Here is a 17,524-nt window from a genome sequence, read left to right on the forward strand (position 1 = left end):
CGCAGGGCCTCAGGGACGCTGCGGCGAGGCTCCCGTGCCTGGGCTGACACTGGGGGTCGACACCGGGGCGGCCGCCGAGGAGGTCGCCGGCGACGGCGTGGTCTGCGGAGTGCACACCACCCGCTCGTCGAACACGTAGCAGATGCTCATCTGGCCGGTCCGGTAATTGACCCGGAACACGCCCCCTTCCCGCTCGTGGCGGGAGGCGACCAGTCCGTACTCGCCCGGAGCCTGGGGGCCGGCACCCTCGCCCGCGCTGAAGCACAAGGTCACCCCAATTGTGCCTTCCTGGAGACCATACTGGCAGGAGCTGACCTCGCCGGTGATCCGATCGATCCTATAAATACGGTTCAGGTCGGTCTGAGGGGCGGGAACGAAATCATACGATGCAGCCAGGGCGTGGCCGGAGAAGCCCCCCAGCGCCATGGCTGCAAAAATCAACGCCGCGGTACCAAAGGGCCGCATTCAACACTCCATTCGGTAAGAACGAATCAACCTTAGGACCTTATCATCCCCATGCTTGATTCCCTTGCCCGCAGCAGGTAGCCGACCTTCATGGCCATTGATACCCCGCACAATGTCTCGCCCATCGCCGTCTTCGACCTCGATGGAACCCTGGCAGACACGGCCGGCGACCTCGTCGGAACCCTGAACGTGATCCTCGAGCGCGAGGGATTGGCGTCCCTGCCCGTCCGGAAGGCCCGCGACATGATCGGCGCGGGCGCCCGTGCGCTGATCCAGCGCGGATTCGAGGCGGCCGGCAAGGAGCTGACGCCGGATTATCTCGACGAGCTGTTCCGGCAGTTCATGGTTCATTACGGGGAGAACATCTGCGTCCGGACACGGCTCTATCCTGGGGTGGCCGAGGCGCTCGACCGGCTCGAGGATGCAGGGTTCATCCTGGCTGTCTGCACCAACAAGGTCGAGGAGCATTCGGTGAAGCTCCTGCAGGAGCTCGGGGTCGGCCATCGCTTCGCGGCCAATTGCGGCCGCGACACCTTCCGCTACTTCAAGCCCGACCCGCGCCACCTGACGCTCACCATCGAGCGGGCGGGCGGCCACCCGAGCCGCGCCGTGATGATCGGGGATTCGCGCACCGACATCGTGACGGCGAAGAATGCCGGCATTCCGGTGATTGCCGTGCCCTTCGGCTATACGGACGTACCGGTCCAACGACTGGAGCCGGACCTCGTGATCAAGCATTTCGACGAGCTGTTTCCTGCCATCCAGCGCCTGATGAGGCCGCTCGCGGCCTGATACGCGCATGCCGGCGCGTGTGCACGCAGTGCACACGAACTTGTGAAGCTTGTCTGTCAGGAAGGAATGGTGGGCGCGACAGGGATTGAACCTGTGACCCTTCGCGTGTGAAGCGAATGCTCTCCCGCTGAGCTACGCGCCCTGACAAGGGCCTTCTAAAGGCGCAGAACCCCCTGCGTCAAGCCAAAGAAGCTGCCAAGCCGGCAAGTATTTTGCACCACGAATTGTGGCAGCCTGACTTTAACCACTCGGTTACGACATGGCGAGATTGTGACAAATCACGCTAGGATTTTATAGCAGAACCCTGATAATCCATGGATCCGAAGCGGGGCTGTTGCGTTGTGCAATCACATACCCGCCATCAACATGTTCAAACCGAGGCAATTATGGGACGCACTCGCGCTGCTCTCAGTGGGTTTGCTTGCGCCTTCGTCGCGCTCGCGACGCCGGCTGCGGCATTTACGGCTATCGATCCGCTCACCCGCCAGCCGCTCTACAGTGCTGAGGAGACATACCGGGCGCAGGCTTCCGCCGTGCCGCGGCAGATCGTGACCTTCGACGGCCGCTATGCGCCGGGCACCATCGTGGTCTCCACCAGCGAGCGCCGCCTGTGGTACGTGCTGGGCAACGGCCAAGCCGTCCAGTACGGCGTCGGCGTCGGCCGTCCGGGTTTCACCTGGTCGGGCACCCATTCCGTCACCATGAAGCGCGAATGGCCGGACTGGCGCCCTCCGGCAGCCATGCTCAAGCGTCGCCCCGACCTGCCCCGCTACATGAAGGGCGGCCCGGACAATCCGCTCGGCGCCCGCGCCCTCTATATCGGCAGCACCATCTACCGCATCCACGGCTCGAACGAGCCGGAGACCATCGGCGAGGCCGTCTCCTCGGGCTGCATCCGCATGACCAACGAGGACGTGACCGACCTCTACAACCGCGCCAAGGTCGGCGCCCGGGTCGTGGTTCTTCGGTAAATCTTTCTTAAGTACAGGAATTGGACGCGTCATGGCCGGGCTTGTCCCGGCCATCCACGTTTGAGAGACCTGAAGACGTAGATCCCCGGAACAAGCCCGGGGATGACGAGGAGGGAACGAGAAGTCTCAAGACTCCTACCGCCCCCGATCCCGCGACAAGCCCTTGGCAGCAAGCTCGTCGAGATAAGCCTGCCACTTCTCTCCCTGCTCTGCCCCAAGCCGATAGAGATAGTCCCAGCCGTAGATCCCGGTATCGTGCAGGTCGTCGAAGACCAGCTTCACGGCATAGTTGCCCACAGGCTCCACGCCGATGATCGTCACCTCGCGCTTGCCCGGCACCGTCTTTCGCTCGGCGGGACTGTGCCCCTGCACCTCGGCCGAAGGGCTCGACACCCGCAGGTACTCGGCCTGCAGGTCGAAAGCCGCGCCGTCCTCGAAGGCGACATGCAGGCTGCGCTTGTCCTTGGACAGGCGAAGTTCTGTCGGCCAGCGCTCAGATGCCATGATCTCACCCTTTTCCCGGTTGCAATTGACGCTACGTGCTTGATGATGCGGGTTGAAGCAAGATTCCAGTGAGCGAGAGCGTTTCCACCATGAGAGCCATCCCGGCTCAGCTTGAGACTTCCGAGATCAGTCATTCCCTGATGGACCCGTTCGGCCGGGCCATCACGTATCTGCGCGTCTCGGTGACGGACCGTTGCGACTTTCGCTGCGTTTATTGCATGTCCGAGGACATGGCATTCCTGCCCAAGCGCGACCTGCTGACCCTGGAGGAGCTCGACCGCATCTGCTCCGCCTTCGTGGCCCGGGGCGTGCGCAAGCTGCGGATCACCGGCGGCGAGCCCCTGGTGCGCCGGGACATCATGACCCTCTTCGGCTCCCTCTCCCGCCACCTGGATTCAGGCGCTCTCGACGAGCTGACGGTCACCACCAACGGCTCGCAGCTTGCCCGCCACGCGAAGGATCTCGTGGCCTGCGGCGTCAGGCGTATCAACGTTTCCCTCGACACCCTCGACCCGGACAAGTTCCGCGCCATCACCCGCTGGGGGGATCTCGCCAAGGTGATGCATGGGCTCGATGCCGCTCAAGCGGCAGGGCTGCAGGTCAAGATCAACGCCGTTGCGCTGAAGGGCGTGAACGAGGACGAGCTGGAAACCCTGCTCGAATGGGCGCATGGCCGCGGGATGGACCTGACGCTGATCGAGGTGATGCCGCTGGGCGAGATCGACGGCCAGCGCATCGACCAGTTCCTGCCCCTGTCCATGGTCCGAGCCCGCCTTGCCGCCCGCTACACGTTGGAGGACCTCGACGACCGCACGGGCGGGCCTGCCCGCTATGTGCGCGTGAAGGAGACCGGCGGGCGGCTCGGCTTCATCACGCCGATGACCCACAATTTCTGCGAAAGCTGCAACCGGGTGCGGGTGACCTGCACCGGCCAGCTCTTCATGTGCCTCGGCCAGGAGGATGCCGCCGACCTCCGGGCGCCGGTGCGCGCCTCCGAGAGCAACGACCTGCTCGACCGCGCCATCGTCGATGCGATTGCCCGTAAGCCCAAGGGGCACGACTTCATCATCGACCGTCGCCATGCCCGCCCGGCGCTCAGCCGCCACATGAGCGTCACGGGCGGTTAAACTGCGTTTCTACTGCTGCCGACAAGTACTGAGACAGCCTGTCATTTGACTGTTCAGTATTTTCAAGTGATATCGAGCTCGACCATTTGGGCTGGGCTGCCGCGTGACCATATCGAGGTTTGGACGAAGACTGGCGATTGCTGCCGGGCTGCTGCTCGGGCTGGGTATGGGCCCATGCCTGTCGCAGGCGCAGGCTCCCGCAACCCAGCCGGTGATCCGCGTCGCCATCGAGGGTGCCTACCCGCCCTTCAACTTCATCGATCCCAGCAACGAATTGCAGGGCTTCGAGGTCGATCTCCTCAAGAGCCTGTGCGAGGCCATGAAGGTCCAGTGCGAGCTCGTCCAGCGCGAGTGGGACGGCCTCGTCCGCGGCCTCCTGGACCGGGACTACGATGCCATCATGTCGTCGGTGGAGATTACGGAGCGGCGCAGAAAGCGGATCGCCTTCTCCGATCCCTATTACCGCGTCCCGGCGATCTTCATCGGCTCTAAGGAGACCGCTCCCGGCGAGGTGTCGCCGGCGGCACTCGCCGGCAAGACGATCGGCACGACGGACCGCAGCGACCACGAAACCTATCTCAGGGAGTTCTACAGGGACTCGCAGATCGAGGTCTATGCGAAGCCCGACGAGGCCAATCTCGACCTCCTGGTCGGGCGCCTCGATGCGGTCTTCGGCGACAAGCGTCTGCTGACCCGGTTCCTGGCAAGCCGCGAGGGCAGCTGCTGCCAGATCCTCGGCGACACGCCGAAGGAGCCGGCCTATCGGCATCAATCCTACGGGGTCGGCCTGCGCAAGGAGGACACGGCTCTGCGCGAGCAGTTCAACCGCGCCATCGCCGAGGTGCAGGCCAACGGCACCTACGACCAGATCCGGGCCAAATATTTTTCCTTCGATATCAAGTAGTGCCGTTTGACCCTGGGCTCTTCCCTTCCTAGAACCGAAACAGGATTCAGGGAGCGAACGATGGCGAAGGTTGCATTCCTCGGACTTGGCGTAATGGGCTACCCCATGGCACGCCATCTCAAGGACAAGGGTCACGAGGTGACGGTCTACAACCGCTCGGGCGCGAAGGCGGACAAGTGGGTGTCGGAGAACGGCGGCCGCGCCGCCAGGACCCCGCGTGAGGCGGCCGAGGGCCAGGAGATCGTCTTCGCCTGCGTCGGCAACGACGACGACCTGCGCCAGGTGACGCTCGGACCCGACGGCGCCTTCCAGGGCATGGGCAAGGGCACCATCTTCGTCGACCACACCACCGCCTCGGCCGAGGTGGCACGCGAGCTCTACGCCGCCGCCCAGGAGAAGGGCTTCGCCTTCATCGACGCTCCGGTCTCGGGCGGCCAGGCGGGCGCGGAGAACGGCGTTCTCACCGTGATGTGTGGCGGCGATGAGGATGTTTATGCCAAGGCTGAGCCGGTGATCATGAGCTTTGCTCGCGCGTGCCGGCTGCTGGGCCCCACCGGCTCCGGCCAGCTGACCAAGATGATCAACCAGATCTGCATCGCCGGCCTCGTGCAGGGACTGGCCGAGGGCATCCACTTCGGCAAGAGGGCCGGCCTCGATATCGAGGCGGTGCTTGAGGTGATCTCGAAGGGCGCCGCCGGCTCCTGGCAGATGGAGAACCGCGGCAAGACCATGAATCAGGGCAAGTTCGACTTCGGCTTCGCGGTCGACTGGATGCGCAAGGACCTGTCCATCGTGCTGGGCGAGGCGCGCAAGAACGGCGCCAGCCTGCCGGTCACGGCCATCGTCGATCAGTTCTATGCGGAGGTCCAGAAGATGGGCGGCAACCGCTGGGACACGTCGAGCCTGATCGCCCGGCTCGACAAGTAGGCCGCAGACTCATCTCCCAAACAAAACGCCGGAGCCAAAAGCTCCGGCGTTTTGCTGTCTTGGGTCAGCGCTCCTGCGGACAGGGGCGTCCGGGCAGGCAGCGTTGGGCGCGACCCTCGCCACCCTGCCGTCTTGGCGCGTCGAAGGAAGGCCGGTCGCGCGAGGGCCTTTCCATCTCACGTCCGGGGCGAGGCTGGTCGACGCCTCTTGGCGGCTCGCGGACGGCCCGCTCCATCCGCGCGGGAGCCTCCATGCGGGGCATCGGCCTCGGCTGGAACGCGGGCGCCTCAGGCCGCTCGACCCGGCGTGGCGCGGGACGTTCCTCGAAGAGAGGGCGGGCGCGCCTCTCGGGTCGTTCGATCTCCCGAGGTTCAACGCCACGGGATGGACGATCCGGACGCCGCTCTTCGCGCAGAGCGGGCCGTGCCGGGCGAGCAGGCTTCTCCTCCCGGTCGAACCTCTCGATGGATTCGGGCCGGTCGACGCGCCGACGGGGCGCCTCATCGTCGTCACGACGCTGGCGGCGCTCCTCGATCTGAGGCAGCCCGACCACCGGCGCCCGCTCGATCCGCTCCGGATCGGGCCTCCTGTCCGGTCGGTTGCGCGGATCCCGACGCTCGGGCTCACGGGCAGCCCTGTCCCGATCGGGACGCTCGCGCTCGATCTCGATCCGCGGGCGGTCCGGCCTTGGCCCGCGCGGAAGAATCTCCTCCCCATCGAGCCTCGGGTTCCGCGGGCGCACGGCATCGCGGACAGGCGCCTCGGGCCGGATGTCGCGCTGATTGCGATCCTGTTCGACGGAGCGCGGGCTGCGGTCCCGGTCGGGGCGCGGACGTTCCTGCCCGTCGCCGATCAGCGGGATTGGACGCGAGGGAATGCGGCCGGGGCGCACACGCGGAGCCTCACCGGGACGGACATCCCTGCCCTCGCGGGGTTTCCGAGGCTCAACCGAAACCGGGATCGGCTCGATGGGAGCGGCAAGACCGGGCTGCCTCGGCACGCGGGGCTCCTCGCGGCGCAGGTTGCGGCGCGGCCGCGGCAGGGGCTCATCGGCGCGATCGAACACGTAGGGAGCCCGCACCGGAATGGCGACAGGACCTCTTGGAGTTCTCGGAGCGATCGGCTGATAGAAATACCGCGGCGGGCGGGCCCGATACGGTACGGGAATCGCATAGGGGATCGGCAGGATGCCGGCCATGATCGGCGGCGGCGGCGGTTCACGGATGATGGTGATGAAGTCCTCGTCATCCTCCCAACGCGGCAGGAAATAGGCTGGCAGGCGCGGGGGCGGCACTTCGCGGATGATGGTCACCACCTCGACGACCTCGATCCGCTCCACTTCCGGAAGGGGCGGAGGAAGATCCTCGTAGACCACCTCTTCGAACACGGCCGGCGGTGCATAGGGCGCGGAGAGGCGCGCGAGCCTGCGCCGGCAATCCGGCGCGTGCGGGCCGTTCGGATAAGCACGAAGATAGGTCCAGTAGGCCTCGCGCGTGTTGCGCGTGACGGTCCGACGCCACACGGCAGCCTCGCGGCGGGCGGCGAGGAGCGCCGTCACGCGACGGGAGAGCTGATGATCGGGGTAGCGGCGCAGGAAGGCCTGATAATACTGGATCGTGTCGTGCTCGACCGCAATGGCATAGGCCTCCTCGGCCGGCACCTCCTCGATGCGGCGCACCTCACGAACGAGGGGCGTGGCCGAGGATTCCGCCGGCTCGAAGAATGCAAAGGAGGCATTGCCCAGATTGGCCGAATGCCAGGGGATCTGCAGGCCGTTCGTGGTCTCGTGCACCCGCAGGCGCGTGCGGGCGAAAACCTCGTCCAAAGCCAAACCCGGCTGGCGGATCATTTCGGCCAGCGCCGTGGCATAGGGTCCATAGGGGCCCGACCCGTCCGTGGCGACGATGTTGGGGGCGGACGAGAAGGCCATCAGGAAGCCTGAGGGCGGCTCGATCAGGGCCAGCCCCTTGGCGATGGGCTCGCCCGTGGAGCCGAGCGGGTAGTCCCGCGCCATGTCGGCGACGACCACCCGCACCCGGGCCGGGCTCTGCTCGAGGGAGCGAACGAGATCGGAGAGGCGAAACCCCTCGATGGCGATGTCCGCGTCGCGCTGGATGCGGGCATCGACCGGGAGCAGATAGTTGTCGCCCTCGAGCTGGACCCCGTGGCCTGCCAGATAGACCATCACCGTGGAGCCGGGCTCCAGATCCTCGACCTTGTCGAGGAAATCGCGGACGAGGCTGCGCAGGTCGTTGGCATTGAGATCGCGGCCCTGCACAACCTCGAACCCGGCACTGGTCAGCGTCTGGGCGATGAGGCCCGCATCATTCGCCGCGGTGGCGAGCGTGCGCCCCTCATAGACGCCCTGCCCGACCACGAGGGCGAGGCGATCCTGAGCCAGAGCGACGGAGGCCTGACCGATGGCGGCCACCAACACAAGGGCGGCAAAAACGACGGTACGTTTCAGGGAAAACACGGTTGAGGCCCCTCTTCGACCCGCTTCTGCGGGATCCTGCCGGAGAATAAGGCCAAGGCGGTTGAATGCACCGTGAACAAATGGGGACAATCAGGCCAGCTCTAGGCCTTCGCTCGGATTCTTCAGCAGCGGACCAACAAACCCGACCTCATCCTGAGGAGGGCCGCAGGCCCGTCTCGAAGGAGGCTCCAGCAATCTCTGGACGATCCTTCGAGACGCAGACTGCGTCTGCTCCTCAGGATGAGGCTGGAGGGAAGATTCACCGGATATGAGATGAGCAAATTCAGCGCCGCGTCATCGTGAGATAGACCACGAAGGCGCCGATGGCGACCGCAAGCCCCATGATGGCCATCTGCCGGGCCTCGCCGGTGAAGGCCGCATCCCGGTACATCTGCGAGAGCCGCTCGGCGCGCTCAGGGTCGCGGGACATGAACAGGCCGATCACGATGCTTAAAGTGGCAAGGCCGATGATCCAATAGGTGGGGCGCATAAGCGTGTTCTCCTCAGCGTCCCTGGAACCGGGGCGCACGCTTTTCGCGGAAGGCCGCAACACCCTCCATGAAATCGTCGCTCGATCCTGCTTCGCTCTGCAGCTTCGCCTCCAGCTTGAGCTGCGCCTCAAGGTCGTTGGTCAGACTCTGCGCCACCGCCTGCTTGGTGAGGCGGTAGGCGAGCCCAGGACCGGACGCGAGCTTGGCCGCGAAGGCCGCCACATCGACCGCGAACGAGGCGTCCTCGAAGACCTTGTAGACGAGACCCATGCGCTGCGCCTCCTCGGCCGGGACGGATTCGGCGCTGAGCATCAGGGCGAGCGCCATCTTCGGACCGATGAGGCGCGGCAGGATCCAGGTGCCGCCGGCATCGGGAATCAGGCCGATCTTGGCGAAGGCTTCCTGCAGATAGGCGGAGCGGGCCGCCACGACGATGTCGCAGGCGAGCGCAATGTTCATGGACGCCCCGACGGCCGGGCCGTTAAGGGCCGAGATGACGGGCTTCGGGTAATTGGACAGCCTCAGGATCAGCGGGTTGTAGTCCCGCTCCAGGGCCGGCCCGAGATCGAGGCGCCCCTGCTCGTCGCGCTTGAGATCGACCGTCAGGTCCTGGCCCGACGAGAACGCCCGCCCCTCCCCGGTCAGCACCACCACGCGCACCTTGTCGTCGCTCTCGCACTGATCGAGAGCGTCGCGCAGCTCGGCATGCATGGTGGCGTTGAACGCGTTCATCTTGTCGGGCCGTGCCAGCGTGATCGTCGCGACCGGTCCATCGACGGTGCAGCGCAGGGTCGTCGGGCTCATCTATCCGGGCTCCTTGTCATTGAGCTCGAACATAGTACGGATCTCCGAGCGGAGAACCGGCAAAAGCTCGGCCTCGAACCAGGAATTAGTCTTAAGCCAGCCGTTGTTGCGCCAGGAGGGATGCGGCAGGGGCAGGATGCGGGGCTTCTGTGGATGCCTAAGGATGTCGCGCCAGCGCCGCACCGTTTCGGTGAGCCCGTCCTTGAAGGTGTCGCCCAGATGCCAGGCCTGCGCATACTGGCCGATCAGCAGGACGAGATCGAGCTGCGGCAATGCCTCGAACAGCGGCCGGCGCCAGGCCTCGGCGCATTCCCGGCGCGGCCCGAGATCGCCGCCCTTCGCGTCCTGCCCCGGAAAGCAGGAGCCCATCGGCACGATGGCGACTTTCGAAGCATCGTAGAACGTCGCTTTATCCATGCCGAGCCAGTCGCGCAGGCGCGTTCCCGAGCGGTCGTCGAACGGGACGCCGCTGGCATGCGCCCGCGTGCCCGGCGCCTGGCTGGCGATGCACAGGCGCGCGGTGGCGCTGCCCTGGACGATCGGGCGCGGCTCGTGCGGCAGGGCCTTGCCGTAACGGGGCGCATCGCGGCAGATGCGGCAGGCCCGCAGCTGCGCGGCGAGATCGTCGAAATTCGGTTGGGGATTCATCCCCATCATGTGGGAATGGATGAGGTCTTTCGCGACGCGGCGGATTGAGGCGGATCAAGGCGGGTCTGTCTGGCGACGCTTAGAAGCGTTCCATGATCGACGTCCTCACCTTCGTGCCGGCCGTGGCCGCCATCCTGGCGACGCCGGGGCCGACCAACACGCTGCTGGCGAGCTCCGGCGCGCAGGCGGGCTTCCGGCGGTCGCTGCCGCTCGTCCCCGCAGAGCTGCTGGGTTACGTGCTGGCCATTGCGGGCTGGGGCCTGTTCCTGGAGCCGGCCTCGGCCGCCCTGCCCTGGCTGACGCCGGCCCTTCGCCTCGCCTGCGCGGCCTATCTGGTGGCGGTCGCCTGGGGCCTGTGGTCCAAGGCGGACGAGGCGCTGAGCGGATCGGGCTTCGGCCGCCGACGCGTCTTCACCGCAACGCTCATCAATCCGAAGGCGCCTCTGTTCGCGGCCGTGATCTTTCCCGAAGCGGCGTTTCAGACCCCCACCGTCTTCCTCCAAACGATCAGCATCTTCGCGGCCGTGATCGTGCCCATTGCGCTCGCCTGGATCGGCTTCGGATCGACCCTGTCGCGGCCGGGCTTCTTCATCCGCCTGAAGGTCATCCAGCGCGGCGCGGCCTTGGTCCTGCTCACCTTCTCGGCCTCGCTCGGCGCCGCAGCCCTCGGCTAAGGTCAGCCGCCTCGTTCGGTCCTGCGCCAATCCTGCGGCCGCTCGAACTCACCCTCCCAGAGCCCTACGCCGCGCTGCTGGGCGCGGGCCTCCTCGGCGTCGTAGTCGCGCCCGTAGGAGACCGCCCAGCCGCTCTCCACCATCTGCGTGCCGATGTCGTTGCCGTTCACGGTGCAGCGGGCGAGGATGCGCTGGTAGCGGTCGCGGCCGGCCGCGCGGCAGCGGATATTTTCGCCGGAAACGAGATCGATGAGAGCCCTTCGAGCCGTCTCGCCACAGGCATAAGAGCGGCCGGCCTTCGAGCATCGCTGCTCCATCTCGGGCGCGTCGATGCCTTTCAGGCGGATTCGCGTATCGCCGATGCGGATCGTGTCGCCGTCCGTGACCTGGGCCCGGCCTTCGAGCTTACGATCATTGGGTTTCAGCACGACAGCAGCCCCGCCGGCGAGCGCCAGCGCGGCGATCAGGGAGGTGATGCCGCTCGGTCCGGAGCGACGACGGAAGCGTCTCACGACAGGCGCTCGGACACTCCCGCCTGCCCGAAGGTGGCCATGTCGCGATGGATCGCAGCCGCCGCCTTGACGAGACCGGCGGCCAAAGCCGCGCCGGAGCCTTCGCCGAGCCGCATGCCCAGTGCCAGAAGGGGAATCTTGCCGAGGCGGCCGAGCACATCCTGATGCGCCCCTTCGGCGCTGAGATGGCCGGCGATGCAGTGATCGATGGTCGAGGGATGGATGGCATGGAGAATGGCTGCGGCCGCCGTCGCCACATAGCCGTCGAGCACCACCGGGATCCGCTGCAGACGCGCGGCGAGAATGGCACCCGCCATGGCGGCGATCTCGCGCCCGCCGACGCGGCGCAGCACCTCGAGCGGGTCCTTCAGGTTGTCGCCATGGTGGGCGATAGCCGCTTCGACGGCCGCGACCTTGCGCCGGAGGCCCTCGTCATCCACGCCGGTGCCGCGCCCGACCCAATGCTCAGCCGGGCCGCCGTAAAGCGCCGTGTAGATCGTCGCCGCGACCGTGGTGTTGCCGATGCCCATCTCGCCGATGGCCAGAAGATCCGTGCCGCCGGCAATCGCCTCCATGCCGAACGCCATGGTGGCGACGCAGGATTTCTCGTCCATGGCGTCGGCCTCGGTGATGTCGCCGGTGGGCATGTCGATGGCGAGATCGAAGACCTTGAAGCCCAGGCCATAGGCGGCGCAGATCTGGTTGATGGCCGCCCCACCGGCCGCGAAGTTCTCCAGCATCTGGCGATTAACATCCGAGGGGAACGCCGACACGCCCTTGGCGGTCACGCCGTGGCTGGCCGCGAACACGCAGACGAGGGGTCGGTCAACACTCGGCGTGGGCTTGGCCTGCCAGGCGGCAAGCCACTCGGCGATCCATTCCAGGCGGCCGAGGCTGCCGGCGGGCTTCGTGAGCTGCCGGTCGCGCATCCGCACGGCCTCGACGGCGGCCTCGTCCGGACCCGGCATGGTCGTGATCAGGCGGCGGATATCGTCGAAAGGTGAGGACACGGCATCAGACATGGAGGGCTCCAGCCCGCAAGGGCATTGCAGAACGCGAAGAGGCGTGACCTATAACGGCCCATGCACGCGGGGTGAAGCATGTCGGAGCAAATTGAACCGGGTGAGGCGGCGCCCATGAGCCCAGGGCAAGCGGCGGCTATCGACCTAGCCCATTGCGTTCGCTTCTATTCCCGGCTTCCGGTGCCAGCCCTGCCGTGGGAGCAGGACGCCCATGCGCTGCCGAGCTTTCCGCGCCTTCTGCGCATGATTCCCGTGGCGGGGCTCGTGCTCGGCCTTATGCCGGCCGCCGTGCTGGGCCTTGCCCTCATTCTCGATCTCGGCCCCTGGCTTGCCGCGACCCTGTCGGTCGCTGCCATGGTGCTGACCACCGGCGCCCTGCACGAGGACGGCCTTGCCGACACCGCCGACAGCATCGGAGGCACCACCCGCGAGAAGCGCCTGGAGATCATGCGCGACAGCCGGATCGGCTCCTTCGGCGCCTCGGCCCTGTTCCTCGCGCTCGCGCTCCGGATCGGCGCTCTGGCGGCCCTCGCCACGCGGATCGACAATGGGGCCATGGTGGCGGCGATCCTCATCACCGCCTCAATCTCCCGAACGGCGGGCCTGATGCCTCTGGTGTTCTTGGCCCCGGCCCGTCGGGACGGCATGTCCCAGGCTGTCGGTCAGCCAGCCCGCAAGACCTTCTGGCGGGCAGCCGGGATTGCCGCCATCCTTGCGGTCATGCTGGGGATGATTGCCGGCCTGCCGGCTGCCGGCATTGTCCTGATGCTGGTGCTGTCCGGCCTCTCGGGCCTTGCCCTCACCCGTTTTGCGGACCGCCACTTGGGCGGACAGACAGGCGACATCGCGGGTGCCGCGCAGCAGGTGGCGGAGATCGCCGCGCTGATCGGCCTCTTGACCGTTCTCGGGTCATAACAACATGAGAAGCAGATGACCCGCGTTTCCAGCCCCTGCATCCGTGTCTGCACCCTCGATGCCGAAACCGGCCTCTGCGAAGGCTGCGGCCGCACGCGGGAGGAGATCACCCGCTGGTACCGCATCACCGAGGAGGAGCGTCAGCAGATCATGGCCGCGTTGCCGGAGCGCATGCGCCAAGCCTTCGCTCTTGAGTCTCCCTTTACGCCAGAACCGGACAAGGCGAAGTGATGCCGGGCATTCGCGGGGCAGGCCTGCTTGTTCTGATCGGCGCCCTCCTGGTGGGGCTCTTCGCCGAAGATTCCATCGGCGAGTTCTCCGCCATGGAGGCTGCGGGCCTGCTGGCCTTGAGCGGCCTCTCCCTTCTCATGGCGGCTTCCATCGTGGAAGGCTTCGCGCGGCACTGGACCTATGGGGTGCAGTCCATTGCCGTGAGCGGCGGCATTCTCATCGCGCTCCTCGTGACCTATGCCTCCCGCGAGGAACTGCAGACCGTGATCGACCGCGCCATCGGCGACATCGCGGTCGGCCGCACCGTGACCACGGCCGAGGGCGAGGTGGTGGCGGCAAGGCGCATGGACGGAAGCTTCCTGGTGCAGGGCGAGGTGAACGGCCGCGAGACCCGCTTCATCTTCGACACGGGCGCCAGCACCGTGGTGCTGCGGGCGGAGAATGCCGTCGCGCTCGGCTTCAAGCCGGAGACGCTGAACTACTCCATTCCAGTCTCCACCGCCAACGGCGCAGCGCTGGCTGCCCCGGTGGTCATCGAGAGCCTGACCGTCGGGACGATCACGGAGCGCAACGTCCGCGCCCTCATCGCCCGCACGGGCGTGCTCCACGCCAATCTGCTCGGGATGAGCTTTCTCGAACGGCTGGGCTCTTATGAAGTGCGGGGGAACAGGCTGATCCTGCGGGCGAAAGAGAGCGCGGGCTGACGCGCCTTTAACCGAACAGTGCTCCTCAGTGTCATTCCCGGCCCTGCGGGCCGCCGGGGATGACACTGTGCTGCCTACTCCGCCGCTGCCAGCCGCGCCTCAAGTGCCGCCGTCTCCCGCGACACATGCGCCACCGCATCACGCAACGTCTGCAGGTTTGCGCCCGGCTTCACCGCCTCCGTTGCCAGATGACGGCGATAGGCGCGCGCGCCGGGGCGGCCGGTGAAGAGGCCGAGCATGTGACGTGTGATGTTGTGCAGGCGCTCGCCCCTTGCAAGCTGCTCCGCAACATAGGGTTCGTAAGCCGCAACAGCCTCGAAGCCATCCGCGACAGGGGCCGCTTCGCCGTAAAGCTCAGGGTCCACGGCCAGCAGGATCTCGGGCTCGTGATAGGCCACGCGGCCGAGCATCACGCCGTCCACATGCTTCAGGTGCTCGTGCACCTCGGCCATTGTCTTGATGCCGCCGTTGATGGCGATCGGCAGATCCGGGCGCGCATGCTTCAGGCGATAGACCCTCGGGTAGTCGAGGGGTGGAATGTCCCGGTTTTCCTTCGGGGACAACCCTTGCAGCCAAGCCTTGCGGGCATGGACCGTCAGCTCGTCGCACCCGGCCGCCACCACGCAATCGGTGAGACGGTTCAGAGCCTCCTCGGTGTCCTGATCGTCCACGCCGATCCGGCACTTCACCGTCACCGGCAACGAGACAGCGGCCTTCATGGCCGCCACGCACTCGCCCACCAGCACGGGCTCCTGCATCAGGCAGGCGCCGAAGCGGCCGTTCTGCACCCGGTCGGAGGGGCAGCCCACGTTAAGATTGATCTCGTCATAACCGAAATCGACGCAGATCCGGGCGGCTTCCGCCAGATCCTTCGGATCCGACCCGCCCAGCTGCACCGCCACGGGATGCTCCACGTCGCTGAAGCCGAGCAGCCGCTCCCGCGGCCCGTGAATGACCGCCCCCGTGGTGACCATCTCCGTATAAAGCCGCGCCCGGCGCGACAGGACGCGATGGAACGCCCGGCAATGCCGGTCGGTCCAATCCATCATGGGGGCCACGGTAAAGAACTTTTGGGTCATCTTCGGCAGAACGGTTGATCGGGAGGTCGGCGGTTCGGAAGCAGGCCTTTTCATATGGATATGGCCATCACAAGGCAAATAGGGTTTGGCTGATGCCAGAGGGACAGCCCCTGGTCAGCTTCACAATGTATTCACAAAGATGAATATACATTCATCATAGGAAAAACTAATAATTTTTCAATCCGGAACAACAGATCTCAATATCCGTTCTTCACATCCAAGATATGCACTCTCAATAGGAGCATAGACGTGAAGAAGACACTTGGAATTGCTTGTGCCGCCGCCCTCTTCGCTGCGCTTCCGATGGCGAGCTATGCGCAGTCTTCGAACACCAACACGAACAGCGCGTCGCAATATGCCCCCGGCCAGAAAATGCAGAACAGCACGACGGGTTCGACGACCAGCCCCGGCGCCTCGAGCTACGCTCCTGGCCAGAAGATGCAGAACGACACCACCGGCTCCGTGACCGGCCAGGGTGCTTCGAGCTATGCTCCCGGCCAGCAGAAGAAGCTGCCGACGGACTCCACCGGCACCACGACGCAGCGCAAGTAAGCTGTTTCCTGCGGAGAGGCACAGCCTCTCCGCTGCATCATTTGTGATTGGCTAGATCACCCCCGCGACCTTCGCGCCTAGCACCTCGGCCGCCGCGCGAGGATCGAGCTTCACCTGCAGGCCGCGCCGGCCTCCGTTGATAAAGACCTCTGCGTGCTCAGAGGCCGACTGCTCCAGCACGGTCGGCACACGCTTCTTCTGACCGAAGGGGCTGATGCCGCCCACGTGATAGCCGGTGATGCGCTCCGCATCCGCCGGCTTCATCATCTGGGCCGCCTTGCCGCCCAAGATGGCCGCGAGCTTCTTCAGGTTCACCTCCTGATCGGAGGGCAGGATCACGCAGGCCGGCTTGTTGTCCACCAGCACCATCAGAGTTTTGAGCACGATCGACGGATCGGCTCCCATGGCCTGGGCCGCCTGCAGGCCGATGCGGTCGGCATTCGGGTCGTAATCGTATGAATGCACCGTGAAGGACACGCCGGCCTGCTGCAGGGCCAGCGTCGCGCGGGTGGTCTTGGACATGGTCGTGAAGAATGAAAGATTCAGGGCCGATCAGTGATCGTGCTTGTGCCCGTGATGGTGGCCGCAACCGCAGCCGGGGCCATGCTCGTGATGATGGTCATGATCGTGCTTGTGCTCGTGCGCATGATCGTGACCGTGAGAATGCCCGTGGTCATGGGTGTGAGCATGGGCGTGGCCCTCATTATGGCTGTGAGCATGGCCATGATGGTGGTGATGCCCATGGTCGTGATCGCACACATGGGTGCTGCGCTCCGGCCGGAAGGGGCGCTCCACCGGAGTCACGGTGCAGCCCTGGCCGCGTGCCAGTTCCGCCAGCGCCGGGCTGTTCTCGATGTAAAGGGCATCCCCCGTGACTTCGACGAGGCCGTGATTGCTGCCCAGATGCCAGGCGAGACGCGTTAGACGCAACGGGTTCTCGGCCTTCACCTCCAGCAGGGGCTCAGGCGCAGCCTTCACCTGGATGAGCTGGCCGTCTTCGAGCCTCAGGGCATCGCCGTCGTTGATGGTGGTTTCCATGTCGAGATCGAGCACGATGTCGGTTCCGCCCTCGGCCCTCAGCGTTCCCTGGCGGCGAGTACGGGCCTCATGGTCGAGGGTGATCGTAGCGACGACGCGGTCGGCCTTGACGGCGGGCTTGCGGACAATGGTGGTGACGCGGGGCATGGGTTCGTCTCGGTCTGTGATCGGGTGAAGCTCAGATAGGAAGCGCGACGGGATATTAATAGGCGATCTTGTCCGGCTTGTCCGCCCAGGCGTCGAACACGGCCTTGGCTTCCAGGCTCGGCTGGTGGTCCATGGGGATGAGGCGCTCGGAGACGGGCTTGGGGATCTCGTCATAGATCATACTGTCGTCGAAGCCTATCTCGGCCGCATCCTGCCGGGTATTGGCATAGACGATGCGGCCTACGCGGGCCCAATAGGCCGAAGCCAGGCACATGGGGCACGGCTCGCAGCTCGTATAAAGGGTGGCGCCTTCCAGGGAGTGGTCTCCCACGGCCTCGCAGGCGCGCCGGATCGCCGTGACCTCGGCATGGGCCGTCGGATCCTTGGCCGAGGTGACCTGGTTCCAGCCCTCGGCCAGAACCCGGCCGTCGCGCACGATCACGGCACCGAAGGGGCCGCCGGCCCCCTCCTCCATATGCTCGCGGGACAGTTCGATGGCGCGTGCCAGATGGCGCTGATCGTCGAGTCGATTGGTGCTCAT

General features: G+C 66.0%; 22 protein-coding genes and 1 tRNA gene. 10 read left to right on the forward strand and 13 right to left on the reverse strand.

The window, feature by feature from the left end; genetic code table 11:
* Nucleotides 1–9: 9 nt before the first annotated feature.
* The gene (locus FHR70_RS07820; protein ID WP_183448874.1) at nt 10–465 is read right to left on the reverse strand and encodes a hypothetical protein; all 456 of its coding nucleotides are present in this window, start codon (nt 463–465) and stop codon (nt 10–12) included.
* 90 nt (nt 466–555) lie between these two features.
* Here FHR70_RS07820 and FHR70_RS07825 point away from each other — a divergent pair, with 90 nt between their 5' ends.
* Complete coding sequence (locus FHR70_RS07825; RefSeq protein ID WP_183448876.1) at nt 556–1,257, forward strand: HAD family hydrolase; 702 nt, start codon at nt 556–558, stop codon at nt 1,255–1,257.
* 67 nt (nt 1,258–1,324) lie between these two features.
* On the opposite strand, the gene FHR70_RS07830 is transcribed toward FHR70_RS07825, so the two are convergent.
* Nucleotides 1,325–1,399: transfer RNA gene (locus FHR70_RS07830), tRNA-Val, on the reverse strand.
* 244 nt (nt 1,400–1,643) lie between these two features.
* Here FHR70_RS07830 and FHR70_RS07835 point away from each other — a divergent pair.
* Nucleotides 1,644–2,228: a L,D-transpeptidase gene (locus tag FHR70_RS07835; RefSeq protein WP_183448878.1), complete on the forward strand. Its 585-nt coding sequence runs from the start codon at nt 1,644–1,646 to the stop codon at nt 2,226–2,228.
* Nucleotides 2,229–2,363: 135 nt separating this feature from the next.
* Here FHR70_RS07835 and FHR70_RS07840 read toward each other — a convergent pair whose 3' ends face one another.
* Complete coding sequence (locus tag FHR70_RS07840) at nt 2,364–2,732, reverse strand: gamma-butyrobetaine hydroxylase family protein (RefSeq protein WP_183448880.1); 369 nt, start codon at nt 2,730–2,732, stop codon at nt 2,364–2,366.
* 89 nt (nt 2,733–2,821) lie between these two features.
* On the opposite strand from FHR70_RS07840, the gene moaA reads away from it, so the two are divergent.
* The 3 genes from moaA to FHR70_RS07855 all read left to right on the forward strand — a co-directional run bounded on the left by moaA (nt 2,822) and on the right by FHR70_RS07855 (nt 5,690).
* Nucleotides 2,822–3,859 (forward strand): GTP 3',8-cyclase MoaA, encoded by a 1,038-nt coding sequence (gene moaA / locus FHR70_RS07845; RefSeq protein WP_183450146.1) that lies wholly within the window; start codon nt 2,822–2,824, stop codon nt 3,857–3,859.
* Between the two features lie 103 nt (nt 3,860–3,962).
* Nucleotides 3,963–4,763, forward strand: coding sequence for a transporter substrate-binding domain-containing protein (locus FHR70_RS07850; protein WP_183448882.1), 801 nt, complete (start codon nt 3,963–3,965; stop codon nt 4,761–4,763).
* A gap of 60 nt (nt 4,764–4,823) precedes the next feature.
* The gene (locus FHR70_RS07855) at nt 4,824–5,690 is read left to right on the forward strand and encodes an NAD(P)-dependent oxidoreductase (protein ID WP_183448884.1); all 867 of its coding nucleotides are present in this window, start codon (nt 4,824–4,826) and stop codon (nt 5,688–5,690) included.
* A gap of 64 nt (nt 5,691–5,754) precedes the next feature.
* Here the strand turns inward: FHR70_RS07855 and FHR70_RS07860 are convergent, their stop codons facing one another.
* From FHR70_RS07860 to FHR70_RS07875, 4 genes are all read right to left on the reverse strand, one after another.
* On the reverse strand, nt 5,755–8,166 hold the full coding sequence (locus tag FHR70_RS07860; protein ID WP_183448886.1) for a caspase family protein: 2,412 nt from the start codon (nt 8,164–8,166) through the stop codon (nt 5,755–5,757).
* A 283-nt stretch (nt 8,167–8,449) separates the two neighbouring features.
* Nucleotides 8,450–8,656: a hypothetical protein gene (locus FHR70_RS07865; RefSeq protein ID WP_183448888.1), complete on the reverse strand. Its 207-nt coding sequence runs from the start codon at nt 8,654–8,656 to the stop codon at nt 8,450–8,452.
* 13 nt (nt 8,657–8,669) lie between these two features.
* On the reverse strand, nt 8,670–9,461 hold the full coding sequence (locus tag FHR70_RS07870; protein ID WP_183448890.1) for an enoyl-CoA hydratase-related protein: 792 nt from the start codon (nt 9,459–9,461) through the stop codon (nt 8,670–8,672).
* Entirely contained in the window at nt 9,462–10,115 is a 654-nt protein-coding gene (locus FHR70_RS07875; protein ID WP_425487857.1) for a uracil-DNA glycosylase family protein, read from the reverse strand. It abuts the gene before it with no gap.
* Nucleotides 10,116–10,201: 86 nt separating this feature from the next.
* On the opposite strand from FHR70_RS07875, the gene FHR70_RS07880 reads away from it, so the two are divergent.
* The gene (locus FHR70_RS07880; RefSeq protein ID WP_183448893.1) at nt 10,202–10,783 is read left to right on the forward strand and encodes a LysE family translocator; all 582 of its coding nucleotides are present in this window, start codon (nt 10,202–10,204) and stop codon (nt 10,781–10,783) included.
* A gap of 2 nt (nt 10,784–10,785) precedes the next feature.
* On the opposite strand, the gene FHR70_RS23925 is transcribed toward FHR70_RS07880, so the two are convergent.
* Nucleotides 10,786–11,295, reverse strand: coding sequence for a thermonuclease family protein (locus FHR70_RS23925; protein WP_183448895.1), 510 nt, complete (start codon nt 11,293–11,295; stop codon nt 10,786–10,788).
* Nucleotides 11,292–12,317, reverse strand: a complete 1,026-nt coding sequence (gene cobT / locus FHR70_RS07890; protein ID WP_183448897.1) for a nicotinate-nucleotide--dimethylbenzimidazole phosphoribosyltransferase — start codon at nt 12,315–12,317, stop codon at nt 11,292–11,294. Before cobT ends, FHR70_RS23925 begins: the two co-directional genes overlap by 4 nt.
* Before the next feature lie 78 nt (nt 12,318–12,395).
* Here cobT and cobS point away from each other — a divergent pair, with 78 nt between their 5' ends.
* From cobS to FHR70_RS07905, 3 genes are read left to right on the forward strand one after another with little or no spacing between them, the layout of a single operon-like run.
* Nucleotides 12,396–13,232, forward strand: coding sequence for an adenosylcobinamide-GDP ribazoletransferase (cobS, locus tag FHR70_RS07895; RefSeq protein ID WP_246407943.1), 837 nt, complete (start codon nt 12,396–12,398; stop codon nt 13,230–13,232).
* A gap of 15 nt (nt 13,233–13,247) precedes the next feature.
* Nucleotides 13,248–13,463 (forward strand): DUF1289 domain-containing protein, encoded by a 216-nt coding sequence (locus tag FHR70_RS07900; RefSeq protein WP_183448899.1) that lies wholly within the window; start codon nt 13,248–13,250, stop codon nt 13,461–13,463.
* A complete protein-coding gene (locus tag FHR70_RS07905) occupies nt 13,463–14,167 on the forward strand; it encodes a retropepsin-like aspartic protease family protein (protein ID WP_183448901.1) in 705 nt (234 codons plus the stop codon). Before FHR70_RS07900 ends, FHR70_RS07905 begins: the two co-directional genes overlap by 1 nt.
* Nucleotides 14,168–14,241: 74 nt before the next feature.
* Here the strand turns inward: FHR70_RS07905 and dusA are convergent, their stop codons facing one another.
* Nucleotides 14,242–15,246, reverse strand: coding sequence for a tRNA dihydrouridine(20/20a) synthase DusA (dusA, locus tag FHR70_RS07910; protein ID WP_183448903.1), 1,005 nt, complete (start codon nt 15,244–15,246; stop codon nt 14,242–14,244).
* A gap of 249 nt (nt 15,247–15,495) precedes the next feature.
* Here dusA and FHR70_RS07915 point away from each other — a divergent pair, with 249 nt between their 5' ends.
* On the forward strand, nt 15,496–15,798 hold the full coding sequence (locus FHR70_RS07915) for a hypothetical protein (protein ID WP_343058755.1): 303 nt from the start codon (nt 15,496–15,498) through the stop codon (nt 15,796–15,798).
* Nucleotides 15,799–15,849: 51 nt separating this feature from the next.
* On the opposite strand, the gene ybaK is transcribed toward FHR70_RS07915, so the two are convergent.
* From ybaK to FHR70_RS07930, 3 genes are read right to left on the reverse strand one after another with little or no spacing between them, the layout of a single operon-like run.
* Entirely contained in the window at nt 15,850–16,320 is a 471-nt protein-coding gene (ybaK, locus tag FHR70_RS07920; protein ID WP_183448905.1) for a Cys-tRNA(Pro) deacylase, read from the reverse strand.
* Between the two features lie 30 nt (nt 16,321–16,350).
* Complete coding sequence (locus tag FHR70_RS07925; RefSeq protein WP_183448907.1) at nt 16,351–16,983, reverse strand: urease accessory protein UreE; 633 nt, start codon at nt 16,981–16,983, stop codon at nt 16,351–16,353.
* A gap of 55 nt (nt 16,984–17,038) precedes the next feature.
* A complete protein-coding gene (locus FHR70_RS07930; RefSeq protein ID WP_183448909.1) occupies nt 17,039–17,524 on the reverse strand; it encodes a nucleoside deaminase in 486 nt (161 codons plus the stop codon).

This window comes from Microvirga lupini, from assembly GCF_014191055.1.
Classification (GTDB): domain Bacteria; phylum Pseudomonadota; class Alphaproteobacteria; order Rhizobiales; family Beijerinckiaceae; genus Microvirga; species Microvirga lupini_A.

Excerpts from the sequence above, each read along its gene's own strand:
- FHR70_RS07820 (WP_183448874.1), bottom strand. The coding sequence starts at position 465 with ATGCGGCCCTTTGGTACCGCGGCGTTGATTTTTGCAGCCATGGCGCTG.
- FHR70_RS07825 (WP_183448876.1), top strand. The coding sequence starts at position 556 with ATGGCCATTGATACCCCGCACAATGTCTCGCCCATCGCCGTCTTCGAC.
- FHR70_RS07835 (WP_183448878.1), top strand. The coding sequence starts at position 1,644 with ATGGGACGCACTCGCGCTGCTCTCAGTGGGTTTGCTTGCGCCTTCGTC.
- FHR70_RS07840 (WP_183448880.1), bottom strand. The coding sequence starts at position 2,732 with ATGGCATCTGAGCGCTGGCCGACAGAACTTCGCCTGTCCAAGGACAAG.
- moaA (WP_183450146.1), top strand. The coding sequence starts at position 2,822 with ATGAGAGCCATCCCGGCTCAGCTTGAGACTTCCGAGATCAGTCATTCC.
- FHR70_RS07855 (WP_183448884.1), top strand. The coding sequence starts at position 4,824 with ATGGCGAAGGTTGCATTCCTCGGACTTGGCGTAATGGGCTACCCCATG.
- FHR70_RS07865 (WP_183448888.1), bottom strand. The coding sequence starts at position 8,656 with ATGCGCCCCACCTATTGGATCATCGGCCTTGCCACTTTAAGCATCGTG.
- FHR70_RS07870 (WP_183448890.1), bottom strand. The coding sequence starts at position 9,461 with ATGAGCCCGACGACCCTGCGCTGCACCGTCGATGGACCGGTCGCGACG.
- FHR70_RS07875 (WP_425487857.1), bottom strand. The coding sequence starts at position 10,115 with ATGGGGATGAATCCCCAACCGAATTTCGACGATCTCGCCGCGCAGCTG.
- FHR70_RS07880 (WP_183448893.1), top strand. The coding sequence starts at position 10,202 with ATGATCGACGTCCTCACCTTCGTGCCGGCCGTGGCCGCCATCCTGGCG.
- cobT (WP_183448897.1), bottom strand. The coding sequence starts at position 12,317 with ATGTCTGATGCCGTGTCCTCACCTTTCGACGATATCCGCCGCCTGATC.
- cobS (WP_246407943.1), top strand. The coding sequence starts at position 12,396 with ATGTCGGAGCAAATTGAACCGGGTGAGGCGGCGCCCATGAGCCCAGGG.
- FHR70_RS07900 (WP_183448899.1), top strand. The coding sequence starts at position 13,248 with ATGACCCGCGTTTCCAGCCCCTGCATCCGTGTCTGCACCCTCGATGCC.
- FHR70_RS07905 (WP_183448901.1), top strand. The coding sequence starts at position 13,463 with ATGCCGGGCATTCGCGGGGCAGGCCTGCTTGTTCTGATCGGCGCCCTC.
- dusA (WP_183448903.1), bottom strand. The coding sequence starts at position 15,246 with ATGACCCAAAAGTTCTTTACCGTGGCCCCCATGATGGATTGGACCGAC.
- ybaK (WP_183448905.1), bottom strand. The coding sequence starts at position 16,320 with ATGTCCAAGACCACCCGCGCGACGCTGGCCCTGCAGCAGGCCGGCGTG.
- FHR70_RS07925 (WP_183448907.1), bottom strand. The coding sequence starts at position 16,983 with ATGCCCCGCGTCACCACCATTGTCCGCAAGCCCGCCGTCAAGGCCGAC.
- FHR70_RS07930 (WP_183448909.1), bottom strand. The coding sequence starts at position 17,524 with ATGAGCACCAATCGACTCGACGATCAGCGCCATCTGGCACGCGCCATC.